Raw genomic sequence first — 4,063 nt, forward strand, 5'->3', positions numbered from 1 at the left:
TGTGTGGGCTTGTAGTCACGGGTCATGAGTCCACGTGACCATGGGTATGGTCATGATGTGGTGAGACATGGTGGTCATGATGTTGTGAGACATCTGTGGTCACGATGTCCCGAGACTTCACAGCAGGTTCCGGGGCGCAGAATCCGCATGAACCGGTCAGTCGATGGGGCGGGGCATCATCGAGTGTCGAAGCGCGACTCAGATCCAGCCCTTCTCCCGTGCTACCCGCGCGGCCTGGGAGCGATTGTGCGTACACGTCTTGCCGATCGCGGAGGACAGGTGATTGCGAACCGTCCCCGCCGATAGATGGACCCGCGCGGCCATGCTCGCCACCGACATCCCCTCCAGCGCCAACCGCAGCAGGTCCACCTCGCGCGCAGACAGGGGGTTTGCGCCGTCGAACAGCGAGGCCTCGGCCAGGGCCGGGTCCACCACCCGCAGTCCCGCGTGAACGTGCCGGACCGCCTCGGCCAGGGCCTCGGCCGGGGCGTCCTTGACCACGAACCCACTGGCGCCGGCGTCCAGCGCAGCCCGGAGGTAACCCGGCCGGGCGAAGGTCGTCACGATCAGCACCCTGGTCCCCGGACTGGCCTCCAGCACTCGGGTGGTCGCCGCGATCCCGTCCTCGTCGGGCAATTGGATGTCCATCAGACAGACGTCCGGGCGGGCTGCCGCGGCAGCGGTGACGGCGGCTGCGGCGTCCGCGGCCTGCGCCACGACCTCGAGGTCGGGCTCCAGTTCGAGCAGGGCTCCAAGGGCTCCGCGGACCATGGCCTGGTCGTCGACGAGCAGCAGTGTCACCATGACAATTCCACCCGCGTTCCGCCCAGGTCCGGCGACGCCCCCAGTTCGAACCGCGCACCCGAGACCGTGGCGCGCTCGGCCATCCCGGCGAGTCCGTTGCCACCGTGTGCACTGCCTCCGGGGACGAACCCGCCGCGTGCAGTACCGGTGAGGTCGGCGGGCAATCCCCGGCCGTCATCCTCGAACTCGAAGCCACCGGGGACGAACCCGATCCGCACCCGGTGCGCGCGAGCGTGGCGCAGGGTGTTCGTGGTGGCCTCGCGCAGGATCCAGGCAGCGACCAGGGATTGGGCCGGCGACAGCACCGACTCCTCCCCCACCACCTCGACATCGATCCCGATCCGGCCCAGGGTCTGAACCGAGGAGGCGAGCTGGGACGCCAGTCCCTCCGAGCGCAGCCCGGTGACGGTGGTGCGGACCCCGGCGATGGCCTCGGCGACCAGCTGGTCGAGTTCGCGCAGTTCCGACTCCGCCCGCCCCGGATCGGTGCGGATGAGCCGCCTGGCCAGCTGCGCCTTGAGCTTCACGACGGTGAGCGAATGACCCAGCAGATCGTGCACGTCCCGGGCGATGGCCTCGCGCTCCTCGCTGGCGACCAGCTCGCGGGAGAGGCGCTCGGCATGCACGGAGCGGCGGATCAGGAACAGGGTCACCAGGTGCACCAGGCACAGCACGGTCACGATGATGAGCAGCGAGATGTTCTCGCTCCAGGTGCCGGTGGCCGCCGTATAACTGAACAGCCCGACCACGCTACTGGCCGCCACCACCGCGAAGAACCACTGCAGGAGTTGATAGGCCGCGATGGTGATGAGGAAGGGCAGGAAGCTGAAGGCGCTGTCGCCGATGGCGGGGATCGTCGCAGCGGCCGAGGCCACGGCCAGGGCGAAGAGCCACCAGGTCACCGCGGGCACCGGCTGGGCTGCCACGCCCGCGTTGCCTCCCAGCCGGAAGCTGAGCAGATACACCACGACGAAGAGGCTCAGCCCCGCCCAGCCGAGGCCGCGCAGCCCCGCAGCGGCGGAACTGCCGACCAGCGTGGCGACGGGGTAGAAGATGAAGACCAGCCACACGGCCGCAATGGCCCAGGAGTAGCGCATCCACGGGCCCCCGTCCCCGGATCCCCGTCGCTCCCGCCCGGCCTCTGCGTGGTTCATGGGCCCGAGCCTACCCGGGTCACTTCCTGCCACGGGTCCGCTTCACCCCGTAGAGGGCCAGGCCCAGGAACACGAGCGCCCAGACCACGACGTTGAGGACTGGCTGCCACAGCGGATCGGTCAGGGTTTCGTCCACCCGACCCTGCGTCAGCGGCCAGCGGGCCAGGGCGACCACGCCGTAGAGAGGGGTGAAGTGGGCGATGGTGAGCATGACGCCCGACAGCGGCATGAAGACATTGCCGAAGAAGGCGAAGAAGGTCAGCAGCGCCGAGGCCAGGCCGGTGGCGGTCTCGGATTTGAAGACCAGTCCGACGGCCAGGCCGTAGAGCCCGTAGATAGTGCCCAGGCCCAGGGTGATGCCGGCGCAGGCGAACCAGACCCAGGCGGCCCCGGCCTCGGCCCCGGTCATGGCGCCCAGCACGTAGACCACTGCGACCGACAGCACCGAGTAGCTCAGCGCCACGAGGACCTTGGTCAGGGTGTAGCCGCCGTTGCCCAACGGGGTCATGGCCAGCTGGCGGCCCCAGCCCTGAACGGATTCGGCCGCCGAGGACGCGGTCAGCGAGGTCATAGCAGTGACGGTGCCGTAGGCGGCCATCGAGACCATGACCGAGAAGGCCACGTTGCCATCGCCGATCCGGGTGGAGCCCCATTCGGCACCCGCGCCGAAGATGAGGTACATAACGGAGGGCAGGGCCAGGGTGAAGGCCAGGGTGAAGCCGTCGCGCAGTTGGCGCACCAGTTCGATGCGCAGATAGGTCGCGGAGAAGGTCATGATGCGCTCCCGGTGGAAGTCGGTTCGGTGGGCTCCGGTTCAGTAGAGTCCGGTTCGGTGGGCTCCGGTTCTATGGAGTCGGAGGCGGCCGAGGTGAGTTCGGTGAAGGCGGTCTCCAGGCTCGGTTCGGTGACGCGCAGCCTGTGGCCGCCGAGGTCGTTCAGCAGGACCCGGGCCACAGCATCCGAGTCCTCCGCCCGCAGGCGCACCCGCACTTCGTCCGGGCCGGCGGCCTCGTCCCGGTGGGGCGCGCCGGCCAGGTGAGTCGCGAGCCCCTCGGCGCCGGCCGGGCTCGAGGCCTGCTCGACTTCCACGTGGCTGATACCCGGCAGGGCGCCCAGGCGCTCGAGTGCGCCCCGCGGCACGAGGGCACTGACGCTGCGGCCGCCCAGTGAGGCCCGCAGGTCCCGCGTCGGCGCATCGGCGACCAGGCGGCCCCGGCTGATGACCACGGTGCGCGCCGCGAACTCCTCGGCCTCCTGCAGATAGTGGGTGGCGAAGACGACGGTGCGGCCGGCCTCGGCGTCGGCGCGCATCACGTCCCAGAAGTGCCGGCGGGCGCTCACGTCCATGCCGGCGGTGGGCTCGTCGAGCACCAGCACGTCCGGGTCCGGGATGAGGGCCAGCGCGAACTTCAGCCGTTGCTGTTCACCGCCCGAGCACTTGCCGACGCGGCGCCCCAGGATCGGGGTGAGGCCGGCGCGCTCGATGACCGCCGGCACGCGGTCGCGGGCGTGGAACATGGAGGCGATCGCCGTGACGGTTTCCTTGACGGACAGGTCGCGCAGCAGGCCGCCGGTCTGCAGCACCGCGGCGATGCGGCCGGATGCGGCGGCTTTGTGCGGGGCTGCTCCCAGCACGCTGGCCGTGCCCGAGGTCGGCTCGCTCAGTCCCAGCACCATGTCCAGGGCGGTGGTCTTGCCTGCGCCATTGGGGCCGAGGAAGGCGACGATCTCGCCTGGGTCGATGCGCAGGTCGAGTCCGTCAACGGCCCGCACCCGGCCGAAGCGCTTGCTCAGGGCCTTGAGCTCGATGGCCGGCGGGGTCGTGTGTCCGGTTGCCGGTGTTGTGGTATCCATACCCACCACTTAACCGGTGAGGGGGCGGCCGCGTCTCCGCCGTGCGTCACGAATCGCTCATGACGGATGTCATGTTTCCCAGTCGATGGGGCGGGGCATCATCCAGTGGGAGGTTCATGCAGGATCCGGGGCGTGTCATGTCTCAGGACATCGGGGCCACGTGATGTCTCAACCAGGTGTGTCCATTGATGTCTCATGACTTCGTGTCCATCTCGGGTCGATGCGTGTATTTCGGATCGTTGAGGAATCCT

General features: G+C 69.3%; 4 protein-coding genes. All 4 read right to left on the minus strand.

Annotated features, from left to right (window positions below):
* Positions 1-198: 198 nt before the first annotated feature.
* Genes NQ038_RS15055 through NQ038_RS15070 form a run of 4 tightly spaced genes read right to left on the minus strand, consistent with a single transcriptional unit; the run spans position 199 to position 3,812 of the window.
* Positions 199-804 (minus strand): DNA-binding response regulator, encoded by a 606-nt coding sequence (locus tag NQ038_RS15055; protein WP_257062972.1) that lies wholly within the window; start codon positions 802-804, stop codon positions 199-201.
* Complete coding sequence (locus tag NQ038_RS15060; RefSeq protein ID WP_257062974.1) at positions 798-1,958, minus strand: sensor histidine kinase; 1,161 nt, start codon at positions 1,956-1,958, stop codon at positions 798-800. Before NQ038_RS15060 ends, NQ038_RS15055 begins: the two co-directional genes overlap by 7 nt.
* A gap of 19 nt (positions 1,959-1,977) precedes the next feature.
* Complete coding sequence (locus tag NQ038_RS15065) at positions 1,978-2,733, minus strand: ABC transporter permease (RefSeq protein ID WP_257062976.1); 756 nt, start codon at positions 2,731-2,733, stop codon at positions 1,978-1,980.
* A complete protein-coding gene (locus NQ038_RS15070) occupies positions 2,730-3,812 on the minus strand; it encodes an ABC transporter ATP-binding protein (RefSeq protein ID WP_257062978.1) in 1,083 nt (360 codons plus the stop codon). Before NQ038_RS15070 ends, NQ038_RS15065 begins: the two co-directional genes overlap by 4 nt.
* Positions 3,813-4,063: the final 251 nt, after the last annotated feature.

Source organism: Brevibacterium sp. 50QC2O2, from assembly GCF_024580675.1.
Lineage (GTDB): Bacteria > Actinomycetota > Actinomycetes > Actinomycetales > Brevibacteriaceae > Brevibacterium > Brevibacterium moorei.